Here is a 13,452-nt window from a genome sequence, read left to right as displayed (position 1 = left end):
TACAATCGCACCTGCATGCGGGTCTCCTCGGAACGGCTGATTGTCGGAGCGGTGCTCGCCTTGTCGGCCGCCAGCCTGGTCGTCCAGGCCTTCATCCTGCGGCCCCACCTGTGGCCCGCCGGCGCCGGACTCGCCGTTTCCGGCGAGAACGTCATGGGCGTGCTCGCGGAGCCGCGGCCGGTTGCGGTCATTCGCCCTCCCGACGTGCGCGCCGCCGCCGGCCAGCCCGTAACCGTCATGCGCGTGTGGCCCGGGGGCGCCGCCGACCGCGCCGGCATTCGCGTGGGCGACCACCTCAGGACGCTGCCACCCGACCCGGCCGACCGCCTGCGCATTTGGCGCGAGCTGCAGCAACAGCGCCCCGGCGCGCCGCTCGCACTCAGTATTACCAGCGCGGCCACGGGCACGACGCGCGAAGTCGTCGTCGAGCAACCCGCCATCTGGTCGATGGCCGGCGCGACGTGGGGCACCTGGCTGCGCCTGCACGCCGGACCGTTGGCGCAAATGACGGCGTTTCTCGCCGGCGCGGCGACGCTGCTGGCGCTCGGCGCGCGCGGCTCCACGGCGATGCTGATGACGCTGGCCTTGATCGTGACCGCGGCCGCCAACGGCGGGCCGCTGCTCGGCAGCGCGCAGGCCATCCCGATGCTCGGCACCATCCTGCTGATCTTCAACTGGATCATCACGGCGCTGTCGTTCCCCATCATCGGACTGGCCGTGCTGTTCTTTCCGCACCGCGCCGAGATCCTCGATCGCCATCGCTGGATCGTCCCCGCGGTCGTCGCGGCCGCGCTCCCGATGCTCGTCATCGGCAGCATCAGCGCGGCGTTCCTGCTGGGCGTGGATGCGGCGCTGCCGGCGCTCACCTGGATTGCCGCGCGGGCCTGGACCTTCGACGCCTGCTTCGCGCTGGGCCTGGGCGCCAACGTGTTGATCGTGATCGAAGGCATTGGCCGCTACCGCGCCAACCTCGACGCCAACGAGCGGCGCCGCATCCAGATCGTCGTGTTTACCGGCGTGCCCGCAGTCTTCGCCTACGCGCTCAAGACCGGCGTCCCGCTGTTGTCGGGCCTGCTCGGCCGGCCGATGGAACTGCCGTGGCTGCTCGAGGCCGTGCTGCAGGCGATCGTCCTGCTGCCCGCTTTCGGCCTGCCCTATGCCGTGGCGGTGCGGCACGTCTTCAGCCCGCGCACGGTGCTGCGACGCAGCCTTCAGTATGCGTTCGCGCGGCGCACGCTGGCGGTGCTGGTCGTCCTGCCGGTGATTGCGCTCGTGGCCTCGCTCGTGCAGCAGCGTGACATGTCGCTGTCGATGATCGTCAGCGGCCGCCCGCTGTTCTACCTGGTCTGCCTCGCCATGCTCGGCCTCGGCCTGCGCTACCGGGTCGCGGCGCAGCGGTGGCTCGACCAGCATTTCTTCCGCTCCGAGTACGACGCGCGGGAGATCCTGGTCTCGCTGGCCGCGCGCGTGCCCTACGAAGAGAATCCGCGCGAGCTGGTGGCGATGGTGGTTGGGCAAATCGATACCGCGCTCCATCCCGAGGGCGTGGCGGTGTTTGCGCGCGCGGCACAGACCTCGCCGGGCGCAGTGCCTGGCGAGGGCGGCGCCTTCGAGCCAGTCACGGCATTGCATGTCAGCACCACTCCCCTGCCAGCCGACAGCGGCATCATCACGCTCTTGCGATGGTCGGACAAGCCGCTGGAGATTTTCCTGGACGATGAGCAGTCGCCGGTGGCGCGGGTGCCGCCGGCCGACCGCCGGTGGCTGGCCGAAGCGAATGCCGCGCTCCTGGTGCCGATCTTCGCAGGCGTGTCCCGAGCGGAGTCGAGGGATGGCAGCGAACCGCGGCCGTTCGTCGGCCTGATCGCGCTCGGCCCCAAACGATCCGAGGAGCCATACACACCGGAGGATCGCGAGCTGTTGCGCGGCATTGCCGTGCAGATGGGGGTGGCGCTCGACTTGTCGCGGTTACGGCAACAGGCCAACGCCACGCAGGCACCCGGCGGCACGCAGGCGTTCACGCCCACCCTGCGCGTGGAGAGCGGTCGCAGCACGCCGGCCATTGGTGTCGGCGCCCTGGTCGACAACAAGTACCGGGTTGACGCCATGGTCGGCCAGGGCGGCATGGGGGCGGTCTTTCGGGCGTGGGACGTTCGGCTCGAGCGCTCGGTCGCCATCAAGGTGGTGCGTGGGGACCTGCTCGCCGATCCCGATTCGCGCGAGCGCTTCCGGCGCGAGTCGCAGATCGTGGCGCGCCTGCAGCACCCCTCGGTGGTGACGGTGTTCGACTACGGCACGCTCGGCGACGGCGCCGCGTTCCTGGTGATGGAGTTCGTGCCGGGCGAGGACCTGCGGCAACTACTGAAGCGCGAACGGCGGTTGACGCCGGCACGCGCGGCCGAACTGCTGGCGGGCATTGCCGGCGGCGTCGACTCGGCGCACAAGGCGGGCATCTTTCACCGCGATCTCAAGCCCGAGAACATCCTGTTGCCCGAAAGCGGCACGGGCCCCAAGGTGGTCGACTTCGGCGTGGCCAAGCTCAACACCGGGGCGGTCGGGGGCGGCACCCTCACCGGGGCCGGCACCATCGTCGGCACGCCGGCCTACATGGCGCCGGAACAGTTGCGGGGCGAAAGCGTGGACGCCCGCGCTGACGTGTTCAGCCTGGGCGTGATGACGTTTGAGATGCTGACGGGCAGGCTGCCCTACGGGGGCGCCTCACTTTTCGATATTGGAATGAAGCAGGCGGCCGGACCGGCCGCGATCGACATGAGCGACGTGCCCGACTTCATGGCGGCGGCCATTCGCCGCGCCATCGCGTTCGACCGGAGCGAGCGTCCCCAGTCGCCGCTCGCGTTTGCGGAGGAGCTGAAGACGCCGGGTTGAATTTCTCGTCAGTGCGTCGGGCGAAATTCAACCCGGCGTCTTTCTATTTCTTCTTCTTGGCCCCGACGTCCGCGAGGCGGCGTTCAATTTCGGCCACCGCGTGGCCGATTTGCTCGCGACGCACCGCGTGGGTCGTCAGCTCGAGCTGGCGCTGCAGTTCGGTCCGCGCCAGTCGCAGCGATTCGGTTTGCCGCGCAATCTCGGGGTCGACCTTGGGGCCCTTGTCCTTCGCGACCTTGCGGCTCTCCTCGAGTTCGTCCATGCGCTCTTGCAAGCGCGCTTCAGCGTCAATAAGGCCTTCGCCAGCGTCACCCATGTAGCCGCTGATTATGACACAGAATGGAGGGAGTGGCTGACCCGCTCCAGTCGAACTTCCATCCGGCCGTGGCCGAGTGGTTTCGCGCCGTCTTTGCCGACGCGACCACACCGCAGAAGCGTGGGTGGCCGGCGATTGCACGCGGCGAATCCACGCTGATTCTTGCGCCGACCGGCAGCGGCAAGACACTCGCGGCATTCTTGTGGTCGTTGAACCGGCTCATGTTCGAGCCGGTGCCCGACGCAACACGGCGCTGCCGGGTGCTGTACATCTCGCCGCTCAAGGCGCTGGCGGTGGACGTCGAGCGGAACTTGCGCGCGCCGCTGGCGGGCATTGCCAATGTGGCCACCGGCCGCGGTCTGCCGTTTCACGTGCCGTCGATTGCCGTCCGCACGGGAGATACGCCGGCCGCCGAGCGGGCCCGGTTCCAGCGCGCGCCGGCCGACATCCTGATTACGACGCCGGAGTCGCTGTTCCTGCTGCTGACGTCGAACGCGCACGACAGCCTGCGGTCGGTCGAAACCGTCATCCTCGACGAGATTCACGCCCTGGTGCCGAGCAAGCGCGGCGCGCACCTGGCGCTGTCGCTCGAACGGCTGGAGCGGCTGGTCGCGAAGCCGTTGCAGCGCATTGGGCTGTCGGCGACGCAACGGCCGCTGGAGGAGGTGGCGAAGTTTCTCGGCGGGGCGGTTGCCCAAAAGGCAACCACTCTTTCGACTCGCGGTTCGACTTCTCCGAAGTCGAATCGCTCGCTCAAGACTCGTGCACCGAAGCCAGACTTCGGCGCTTCGGTGCACTCGGAATTCGAGGAGGATCGCGCCGTTAGCTACCGGCCCGTCACGATCATCGATGCGAGCGCGCCGAAGAAGCTTGCCATCACGGTGCAGACGCCGGTGGAAGACATGGCGGCCATGGGCAAGCCGGCGGAGCAGCCGAGCGGACCGGCGTCGCGCGGGCCGGTGGCCCAGTCGATCTGGAGCTCGATCCACCCGAGGCTCCTCGAGCTGATTCGCTCCCATCGCTCCACGCTGCTGTTCGTCAACAGCCGCCGCCTGGCCGAACGGCTGGCCGGCGCACTGAACGAACTGGCCGGCGAAGCGCTGGTGCGCGCCCACCACGGCTCGCTGGCCCGGGCGCAGCGCACCGAGATCGAAGACCTGCTGAAGGGCGGGCACTTGCGCGGGCTGGTCGCGACCTCGTCCCTCGAGCTCGGCATCGACATGGGGGCGATCGACCTGGTGATCCAGATCGAGGCGCCGCCGTCGGTGGCCAGCGGACTGCAGCGCATTGGCCGCGCCGGCCATTCGATCAACGAGGTCAGCGAAGGGATCATCTTCCCGAAGTTCCGCGGCGACCTGGTGGCATGCGCCGCAGTCACGGCGGCCATGCGCAGCGGCAAGGTGGAATCGTCGCGCTACCCGCGCAACCCGCTCGATGTGCTCGCGCAACAACTGGTCGCGATGGTGGCGATGGAGCGCTGGGCGGTCGATGAACTGTTCCGCGTCGTCCGATCCGCGGCGCCGTTTGCCGAGTTGAGCCGCGCCATCTTCGACGGCGTGCTCGACATGCTGTCGGGCCGCTATCCTTCGGACGACTTCGCCGAGTTGCGGCCGCGCCTCACCTGGGATCGGGTCAACGGCACGGTGACGGGACGCCAGGGCGCGCAGCGCGTGGCGATCGCCAACGCCGGCACCATTCCCGATCGCGGCCTCTACGGCGTGTTCCTCACCGGCGCCGACAAGGACAAGGCGCGCGTCGGCGAGTTGGACGAAGAGATGGTGTTCGAGGCGCGCGCGGGTGAAACGTTCCTGCTGGGCGCCTCGACCTGGCGCATCGATCAGATCACCCACGATCGCGTGCTGGTCTCCCCCGCTCCCGGGCAGCCGGGCAAGATGCCGTTCTGGAAGGGCGAGGGACCTGGACGTCCGGTCGAACTCGGGATGGCGATCGGTAAGCTGGTTCGCGAGCTGCGCAAGCGCCCGCGGGCCGTGGCGCTCCAGTCTCTGCAAGCCGACCATGGCCTGGATGCCATGGCCAGCGCGAACCTGATGCAGTACCTCGACGATCAGGAAGCATCCGCCGGCACGGTGCCCGACGACCGCACGATCCTGGTCGAACAGTCGCGCGATGACCTGGGCGACTGGCGGGTCGCGGTGCTGTCGCCGCTCGGCAGCCGCGTGCATGCCCCGTGGGCCATGGCCGTCACCGCCCGCATCCGCGACGAAGCGGGCGTGGACGTCGAGGTGATGTGGTCCGACGATGGGTTCGTGGTGCGGTATCCGGATGGCGAACGATTGCCGCACGTGGCATTGCTGCTGCCGGATCCGGACGAGGTCGAGGAGCAGGTGGTCCGCCAGCTCGGCGCGACGGCGATGTTCTCGGCGCGGTTCCGGGAAGCAGCCGGCCGCGCCCTGCTGCTGCCCCGCCGCCGCCCCGGCGCCCGCACGCCGCTCTGGCAACTGCGCAAGCGCGCGTCGGACCTGCTGGCGGTCGCCGCCCGTTACGGGTCGTTCCCGATCATCCTCGAGACCTATCGCGAGTGCCTGCGCGACATCTTCGACCTGCCGGCCCTCACCGACATCCTGACGCGCGTGCGCAGCCGCAGCATCCGCGTGGTGCATGTCGAGTCGACCAAGCCGTCGCCGTTCTCGACGTCGCTGCTGTTCGGGTACGTCGCCAACTACATCTACGACGGCGATGCGCCATTGGCCGAGCGGCGCGCGCAGGCCCTGTCGGTGGACCAGTCGCAGCTGCGCGATCTGATCGGCGACACCGGCCTGCGAGATTTGCTCGACGCCGGCGCGCTCGAATCACTGGAAGCCGACCTGCAGCACCTGCCCGAGCGGTTTCACGCCCGGTCCACCGACGCCGTCCACGACCTGCTGCTGCGCCTCGGCGACCTGTCGCGAGACGAGATCGCCGCGCGCAGCGAGCCGACGGTAGCGGCGGTGGCGATCGCCGAGCTGACGTCAACCCGCCGAGCGGTCGAAGTGCGCATCGCCGGCGAGCCCAGGTTGATCGCGGTGGAGGATGCTGCGCGGTTCCGTGACGCGGTCGGCACGCCGCTCCCCCCGGGCCTGCCCGACGCGCTGCTCGAATCGGTCGCCGATCCCGTGAGCGACCTGGTGCGCCGGTTCGCGCGCACGCACGGGCCGTTCATCAGCGCCGACCTCGGTACCCGTCTCGGCCTGGGTGTCGCCGTCGTCGATGCCACGCTCGTGCGCCTGCGCGCGTTGGGACGCGTCATCGACGGTGAGTTCCGCCCTGGCGGCCGCGGACGCGAGTGGTGTGACGCCGAGGTGTTGCGCAGCGTGCGCCAACGCTCGCTGGCCAAGCTGCGACAGGAAGTGGAGCCGGTGGAGGCAGGAGCCCTCGGGCGTTTCCTGGTCCGCTGGCATGGCCTGGCGCGGCCGCGCGCGGGCCTCGACGGCCTCCTTGATGCGATCGAGCAGTTGCAGGGAGTCCCGCTGGTGGCGTCGCTCGTCGACCGCGAGGTGCTGGCGGCCCGTGTCCATGACTACGCGCCGGCGATGCTCGACACGTTGATGGGCGCCGGCGAAGTGACCTGGGTCGGGGTCGAGTCACTCGGTGAACGCGATGGCCGCATCGCGCTCTATCTAACCGACCACGTGGCGAAGCTGCGGCCCCCCGCCGCCCTGGATCCGGCGCGAGAGTCAGGGCTCGCCGATCGCGACGCGCGCATCGTCGCGTTCCTGGCCCGGCAAGGGGCGTCGTTCTTCGGCCCTCTGCACGAGGCCGCGGGTGGCGGCTTCCCGCAGGAGACCCTGGATGCGCTCTGGGACTTGGTCTGGAAAGGACTGGTCACCAACGACACGCTGCACGCGCTGCGGGCGTTTACGGCGCCGCCCGAACGGTCGCGACGGGCGGGCCGTGCGCCCTTTCGATCGCGGCGGCTGGTGCCGCCATCGGCCGAGGGGCGCTGGGCGCTCGCGCCGGTTGCTGACGGCACGCCGACGACGTGGGCCGCGGCCATGGCCAATCAGTTGCTGATGCGGCACGGCGTGGTCACGCGCGATGTCGCCGTCATCGAACAACTCCCGGGCGGCTTCTCGGCGCTCTATCCGGTGTTGCGAAGGCTCGAAGAGACCGGCCGCATCCGGCGGGGATACTTCGTGGCCGGGCTCGGTGCCGCGCAGTTCGCGCAACCGGGCGCGGTCGATCTGCTGCGCGATGCCCGTGACGCCGCCACCAGCGACGCCACGATTACCCTGTCGGCCACCGACCCGGCGAATCCGTACGGCATCCTGATCCCGTGGCCGCTCGAGAAGGCCACCCGCACCGCCGGTTCGCGCGTGGTCCTGGTGAATGGCCAGTTGGTCGCCTGGATTGGCCGCGGCGATCGCCACCTGGTGGTGTCGCTGCCTGGAGACGAGCCCGAGCGATCGCACGCGGGCCGCGCGCTCGCCCGGGAACTCGTCAGGATTGCCGGCCACGCCCGGGACGAGCGGCGCGGGTGGCTGATCGCGGAGATCAACGGGCAACCCGCCGCGGAGGATTCGTCCAGCCAGTATCTGCTGGAGCACGGCTTCTCTGCGACCGGCATGGGCCTGCAGTTGCGTGTCTCGAAACGCCGCGCGTCGGCCGATCCTGAAGACGAGCCTGAGGATGCCTGAAGGCGACACCATCTTCCGGACGGCTCGTACGCTGCAGAAGGTGCTGGCGGGCCATCGCGCGACCCACTTCGACACCGCCTACGCGCACCTGGCGCGGGTGAACGACGATGGGCCGATCGCGGGAAGGATGATCGAGCGGTGCGAGGCGGCCGGCAAGCATGTCCTGATCGTCTTCGAGGGGGACTTGGTTCTCCGCACGCACATGCGGATGAACGGCTCGTGGCATGTCTATCGGCACGGCGAGCGCTGGTGGCGCGGACCGCAGGCCATGCGGGTGCGGATTGACACGGCCGACTGGGTGACGGTCGCGTTCGACGTGCCGGTAGCGGAGTTCGTGACCGCGAAGCAACTGGTGTCGACCGATCCGGTCGCCGCGCTCGGACCCGACTTGCTCAAGCCCACGTTCGATCGCGACGAGGCCATCCGCCGCGTGCGGGCCGCCGGGGCGTTGCCAATCGCGCAGGCGCTGCTCGATCAGCGGCTGGTGGCGGGGATCGGCAACGTCTACAAATCGGAGGTGTTGTTTCTCGCCGGGGTTCACCCCGACACGCCCGCGAGTGGCGTCGCGCAGGACGCGCTCGAGCGCGTGATGGACCTGGCGCGCTCGCTGCTGCAAGCCAACGTGGTGGACGGCACGCCGGCCGCGATCCAGACCTATCGATCGCTCCGGCGCGCAGACCGGCGGTCGGATCCCGAAGACAGCCTGTGGGTCTATAGCCGCGCAGGAAAGCCATGCCGCAACTGCGGCGCGGCGATCGCCTCAAAGAAGATGGGCCTCGACGCCAGGGCCACGTATTGGTGTCCCACTTGCCAGGCCACCGATAAGAAAGCCACAGATTAGGCCGATTAAACACAGATAGGAAGTTGGGTTTTCTCGATCTGTGCCTAATCGGCGTTTAATCTGTGGCTGCTCTATCCGTGGCTGATCCGTTGTGGGTGGCTGTAAATGTTGAAGCCGGCGCCGCGGACGAAGCCGCACAGCGTGATCCCGGCCTCGGTGGCTAAATCAATGGCCAGGCTCGACGGCGCCGACACCGCCGCAATCAGCGGCACGCCGGCCAGCAGCGCCTTCTGGACCAGCTCGAATGAGGTGCGGCCCGACACGAGCAGCAGCCGATCGTCCAGCGGATGCTGACCCGCCAGCAGGGTGCGGCCGACAATCTTGTCCACGGCGTTGTGGCGGCCGACGTCTTCGGCCGACAATTGCAGGGCTCCGGTCCGGTCGAACAATCCAGCGGCGTGCAGGCCGCCGGTCGCCTCGAACACCGCCTGGCTGGCGCGCAGCCGATTGGGCAGTGCGGCGAGCACGCTGGCCGGCACAGTCCACTGCCCGGCCACCGCCGACACGCGTGCGCGCAGCGATTCGATCGTCCGCCGGCCGCACAGCCCGCACGACGCCGTCATCATCACCTGCCGGCGATCGCCCAGGCGGGCGTCGAGTCGCGCCACCGCCTCGCCCAGGACCGTGACGTTGATGGTGTTCTCGCGCTCGTCATCGTCCGGAGCGGCGCAGTACTCGATCGCGCCAATCTCGGCGTCTGAGCGAATCACGTCCTCGGCCAGCAGGAAGCCGGCGGCCAGGTCGCGGTCGGCGCCCGGCGTGCGCATGATCACCGCGAACGGCGCGCCATTGACGCGCACCTCCATCGGCTCCTCGACCGCCACGCGGTCGGACACCGGCGCGGCCTCGCCGACGCGGTGGATGATGACGTCCCGGGCTCCGGCCTGCATGGTTGGCACAGTTGGCCCGCCTTCGCTCGCCCGGCCCTTGGGCGCGAGCTTCGGCGAGGTCTCGCCGTAGCGGCCGTTGGCCGCGGAGGCGGACACCCCTGGCACCTTTGGCACCTTCCTAGTCTACGCCGCCTTGTCGCGGCCGACGAACAGCGAGGCGATGATCGAACCGCCGACCAGCGTGCCGATAATGGCCAGCGACCAGACGATCGGGAAGTGCCCGCCCCAGTACTGGTTCAGCCAGATCATCTTGAGGCCGATGAACATCAGCACCCCGGCCAGGCCGTACCGCAGCAGCGTGAACTTGGCGACCATGCCCGCCAGCACGAAATACAGCGACCGCAGGCCGAGAATGGCGAACACGTTCGACGTGAACACGATCATCGGCTCGCGGGTCAACGCGAAGATGGCCGGCACCGAATCGATCGCGAACACGATGTCGCTCATCTCGATCGCCATCAGCGCCAGGAACAGCGGCGTCGCGTGCCACTTGCGGTCGATCTTCGAGAAGAAGTGCTTGCCGTCGAACTGGTCCGAGACCGGCATCAGGCGGCGCGTCAAGCGGACCAGCGGATTCTTGCTCGGATCCATCTCCCCGGAATCGTGGCCGAGCATCTTGAAGCCGGTGTAGATCAGCAGCACGCCGAACAGGACGATCATCCAGTGATACGACAGCAGCACCGACCCCATGGCGATGAACGTCGCCCGGAAGACCAGCGCGCCCAGGATGCCGTAGAACAGCACCCGGTGCTGATACTGCGATGGCACCTTGAAAAACGAGAAGATCACGACGAACACGAACATGTTGTCGACCGACAACGTGTATTCGACGACGTAGCCGGCGAGGAACTCGAGGGCGATCCGCGCGGCCGCCGCCGCCGGGTCGAAGCCCGGAGTCGCCAGCAGGCGCGGATCGTTCGAAAACTTGTTCAGCGCGTAGTAGTAGAACAGGACGTTGAAGATCAGGGCCAGCGAGATCCAGAGGGCGCTGAACTTCGCGGCCTCGCGAATCGACACGACATGCGACTTGCGGTTGAACACCCCCAGGTCGATGGCCAGCAGCACCAGGATGAAGCCGGTAAACGCAGCGTAGAACCACCAGTAGTCGGCAATCGGAAAGAGAATCACCCAAGTAGCGTACGTGGGGGCGGCGGCAGCAATACTTAGGTTTTTTCGTCGCCGAAGGACGATTATTAGAGCGAGGGGTCGCGTCCCAGGAGCTGGCGGACCTCGGCCATCACCTTGTCCGGGAGCGCGGGCTTGATCAGCAGGCGATCGCAGCCGGCCTGCTTGGCCCGGTCGGCCGCATGCCCCGGCGCATGACCGGTCATGGCGACAATCGGGATGTGGCGCGTCGCGGGATCGGCTTTGATCCGGCGGGTCGCCTCCCAGCCATCGATGCCCGGCAGCGACAGGTCCATCAGGATCGCGTCGGGCGCCAGGTCGCGGGCCTTCTCGACCGCCTCGACCCCGTTCGACGCCTCGGCGACGCGAAAGCCCAGCACCAGCAGGCTCTCGACGTACATCTCGCGGGCGTCGGCGTAGTCGTCGACGACGAGGACGAGGGGCTGGCGGGCGTCAGCGGGCACTCGCGCCGAGTATACCAATCAGTTAGGATCCGTTCATGGCCACCACGTATTCGTTCGACGTCACGTCGAACATCGACATGCCCGAGGTCGACAACGCCGTCAACCAGGCACGCAAGGAAATTGCCCAGCGCTTCGACTTCAAGGGGTCGAGCGCCGCCATCGACCTCGACGCCAAGGCCAACACCCTGACCCTGACCGCCGAGGACAACTTCAAGCTCGAGTCGGTGTGGGACGTGCTGCAGACGCGGCTGATTAAACGCGGCGTGCCGGTGAAGAACCTGAAGCGCGAAGAAATCCAGGCGGCGTCCGGCAGCACGGTCAAGCAGGTGATTACGCTGCAACAGGGCATTCCAAGCGATGCCGCCAAGGACATCGTCAAGCACTTGAAGGAGTCAAAGAAGAAGGTGCAGGGGCAGATTCAGGCGGACCAGGTGCGCGTGACGTCGGGGTCGAAGGACGAACTGCAGGAGGCCATGCAGGCGCTGCGCGGCAAGGACTTCGGGGTCTCGCTCCAGTTTGGCAACTACCGCTAGTCAGGCCCGGCGGGGGCGCGTGCCACTCGAGCGCGCGGTCTCGAAACTGGGGCTCGCCAGCCGCACCCAGGCTCGCGCCCTGGTGGCCGAGGGGCGGGTCACCGTCAACGGCGTGCGCGTCACCAATCCCGGCCAGCTGGTGATCCCGGAACGCGCCGCCATCGCCATCGACGGCCAGGCCGCGCCCGCGCCTCGCCCCTGCACCATCGTGCTGCACAAGCCACGGGGCGTGGTCACCACCCGATCGGATCCGGAGGGCCGCACGACCGTGTTCGACCTGCTCGAGGGTGTGCCGGTGCCCGTGATGCCCGTCGGCCGGTTGGACCTCGCCACCAGCGGCGTGCTGATCCTCACCAACGACACACGCTTCGCCGACTGGTTGACCGACCCGGCGTCCGGTGTGCCGCGGGTGTACCTGGTCACCGTCAAGGGACGCGTCGAACCGGCCACCATCCCGGTCCTGCAGCGCGGCATTCTTGTCGATGGCGAGCGGCTCACGGCCGCCGCCGCCGCACTTCGCAAGGCGTCAAATCGTGAGAGCCACCTGGTGGTGACGTTGACCGAAGGCCGGAACCGCGAGGTGCGCCGCATGCTGGCCGCCGCCGGCCATCCGGTGACGCGGCTGCGGCGCGTGGAGTACGGCGGCCTGGCGCTGGGCACGCTGGCGCCTGGGACGTGGCGCGAAGTCACCGCCGCCGAACTGCGCCGCGCGTTTCCCGGACGGCCTCAGGCCAGGAAGCGGGCGCCCAGCCCGAAGTAGAACAACAACGTCACCACGTCCGCCACCGCCAGCACCACCGGGCCTGCCGCAATCCGCGGGTCGGCCTTGGCGTACTTGAGCAAGGCCGGAAACGCCACACCCAGCAGGCAGGCGACGACCATCGACAGCGCGATCGCCGCGAAGATGACCCCGGCCACCATCATTTCCCCGCGCCACACCACGACCACGCCCCCGACCACACCACCGCAGCCCAGGCCAAGCAAGACCGCGGTCCGAAATTCCTTCCACAAGGCCGCGGCCAGGCGCTTTGGCACAAAGGGACCGTCGGTGAAGCTCTGCAGCGTCAGGCTGAGCGCCTGCATGCTGACGCTTTCGCCAAGCGCCAACACGATCGGAATGAACAGGGCCAGCACGACCACCTCTTGCAGCAGGTGTTCGAAGCGGCTGGCGATGAAGGCCGCGATCAGCCCCCCAACGATGTTGCAGAGCAGCCAGGGAAAGCGGTCGCGGAACGCATCCATGGTCGATCGCTGGGCCGTACCATGCACGCCGATCAGCTGGAAGATGTCGTCGTAGGTCTGGCGAGCCAGGTCGATCACCTCGTCGGTGAACAAGCCCACGTCGACGACCCCGAGCAGCACGCCCTTCCCATCGACCACCGGAAACGCCAGTAACCGCCGCGTCGCGAAGTACTCGCTCGCAATCAAGACCGTCGCCCAGTCCGGTATGGCCACCACGTTGTCGACCATCACTTCGCTGACCTGCTGATGGGGCTCCGCCGTCAGCAACCGCCGGGTCGGGACCACCCCGACCAGCCGGGCGTCTTGATCGACGACGTACAGGTAGTGGATCGAGCTGGCCGAAGCGGCCGAGCGAATGGCCCGGAGCGCCTCGTCGATGGTCTGGGTCGGCGCAAGGACGACCTGCGGGGGCCGAGCCAGGGGCAAAATGGGCTCGTGCAACTGGGCGGCAGAGAGCAGAGCAGCAGGCATGCCCTACAATATTCGTGATTTCAGCCGCCGGTATCTGGCTGTCACAAATA

10 protein-coding genes are annotated in these 13,452 nt (G+C 68.4%); 5 read left to right on the top strand and 5 right to left on the bottom strand.

What is annotated here, in order from left to right; translation table 11 throughout:
* Nucleotides 1-15: 15 nt before the first annotated feature.
* Complete coding sequence (locus tag Q8T13_22045) at nucleotides 16-2,886, top strand: protein kinase (protein ID MDP3720454.1); 2,871 nt, start codon at nucleotides 16-18, stop codon at nucleotides 2,884-2,886.
* A 43-nt stretch (nucleotides 2,887-2,929) separates the two neighbouring features.
* Here Q8T13_22045 and Q8T13_22040 read toward each other — a convergent pair whose 3' ends face one another.
* Nucleotides 2,930-3,202, bottom strand: a complete 273-nt coding sequence (locus Q8T13_22040) for a hypothetical protein (GenBank protein MDP3720453.1) — start codon at nucleotides 3,200-3,202, stop codon at nucleotides 2,930-2,932.
* A 32-nt stretch (nucleotides 3,203-3,234) separates the two neighbouring features.
* Between Q8T13_22040 and Q8T13_22035 the strand changes: the two genes are divergently transcribed.
* On the top strand, nucleotides 3,235-7,836 hold the full coding sequence (locus tag Q8T13_22035; protein MDP3720452.1) for a DEAD/DEAH box helicase: 4,602 nt from the start codon (nucleotides 3,235-3,237) through the stop codon (nucleotides 7,834-7,836).
* A complete protein-coding gene (locus Q8T13_22030) occupies nucleotides 7,829-8,677 on the top strand; it encodes a DNA-formamidopyrimidine glycosylase family protein (protein MDP3720451.1) in 849 nt (282 codons plus the stop codon). Before Q8T13_22035 ends, Q8T13_22030 begins: the two co-directional genes overlap by 8 nt.
* A 71-nt stretch (nucleotides 8,678-8,748) precedes the next feature.
* On the opposite strand, the gene fdhD is transcribed toward Q8T13_22030, so the two are convergent.
* The 3 genes from fdhD to Q8T13_22015 form a co-directional block, all read right to left on the bottom strand.
* A complete protein-coding gene (gene fdhD, locus Q8T13_22025; GenBank protein MDP3720450.1) occupies nucleotides 8,749-9,681 on the bottom strand; it encodes a formate dehydrogenase accessory sulfurtransferase FdhD in 933 nt (310 codons plus the stop codon).
* A 9-nt stretch (nucleotides 9,682-9,690) separates the two neighbouring features.
* The gene (locus tag Q8T13_22020; GenBank protein ID MDP3720449.1) at nucleotides 9,691-10,695 is read right to left on the bottom strand and encodes a TerC family protein; all 1,005 of its coding nucleotides are present in this window, start codon (nucleotides 10,693-10,695) and stop codon (nucleotides 9,691-9,693) included.
* 65 nt (nucleotides 10,696-10,760) lie between these two features.
* A complete protein-coding gene (locus Q8T13_22015) occupies nucleotides 10,761-11,156 on the bottom strand; it encodes a response regulator (GenBank protein MDP3720448.1) in 396 nt (131 codons plus the stop codon).
* 35 nt (nucleotides 11,157-11,191) lie between these two features.
* Between Q8T13_22015 and Q8T13_22010 the strand changes: the two genes are divergently transcribed.
* Both Q8T13_22010 and Q8T13_22005 read left to right on the top strand, forming a co-directional pair.
* Complete coding sequence (locus Q8T13_22010) at nucleotides 11,192-11,689, top strand: YajQ family cyclic di-GMP-binding protein (protein ID MDP3720447.1); 498 nt, start codon at nucleotides 11,192-11,194, stop codon at nucleotides 11,687-11,689.
* 19 nt (nucleotides 11,690-11,708) lie between these two features.
* Entirely contained in the window at nucleotides 11,709-12,449 is a 741-nt protein-coding gene (locus Q8T13_22005; protein MDP3720446.1) for a pseudouridine synthase, read from the top strand.
* On the opposite strand, the gene Q8T13_22000 is transcribed toward Q8T13_22005, so the two are convergent.
* On the bottom strand, nucleotides 12,416-13,402 hold the full coding sequence (locus tag Q8T13_22000; protein ID MDP3720445.1) for a magnesium transporter: 987 nt from the start codon (nucleotides 13,400-13,402) through the stop codon (nucleotides 12,416-12,418). The two genes, Q8T13_22005 and Q8T13_22000, sit on opposite strands and share 34 nt — an antisense overlap.
* Nucleotides 13,403-13,452 lie beyond the last annotated feature (50 nt).

The sequence above is a fragment of the Acidobacteriota bacterium genome, assembly GCA_030697165.1.
Classification (GTDB): Bacteria; Acidobacteriota; Vicinamibacteria; order Vicinamibacterales; family UBA2999; genus 12-FULL-67-14b.
Note: the sequence above shows the minus strand (reverse complement) of the source record. Positions and strands in the feature narration are given on the sequence as shown.